General features: G+C 47.5%; 1 protein-coding gene. It reads right to left on the reverse strand.

What is annotated here, in order from left to right; all coding sequences use genetic code 11:
- Window positions 1-229: 229 nt before the first annotated feature.
- The coding region (locus tag R7Z77_RS28355) for an AzlD family protein (protein ID WP_318137435.1) at window positions 230-522 on the reverse strand (293 nt) is incomplete at its 5' end.

The following is a 522-nucleotide window of genomic DNA, read 5'->3' on the forward strand; positions in this document are numbered from 1 at the left end:
TTGATCCAACCAATACCTTTAACCCGGGTATCGGTAAAATGGACAAATATAAGCGCAACTGTAACTGCTGTGCTTAAGCCCCTGTTTTGAAAATTAGAGTCTTAGGCTTATATATCTGAGACTCATCAAACATGAAGAAAAGCCCTGCTGACGCTATTAGAGTCAGCAGGGCTGTGTTGTTTATAAATATGGCTCTTTCTGAGCCTTTGAGGCGATTGAAAACCCAGTTTTAGAAAGCGCGCACTGCGGCGGCAGCGATAATGCCAGCAGCAATAGCAGGAAGCGGTTTTTTAACGATAAACATCACCACAGCGGTTGAAAAGAGCGCGGCTCGCGCACCGTTGTCACCTTCGATGGCGAGAGGCGCTAAGAGGGCAATCAGTACAGACCCTGACATAGCGGTGATAAAACGTTGCACGCGTTCGCTAATCGGAATGAATGACATCACATAAACGCCACCCCAGCGAGTTGCCAGAGTTACCAATCCCATTGCGATAATGATAAACAGCGTGCCGCCTAAGC

Source organism: Vibrio sp. 1401 (genome assembly GCF_033340295.1).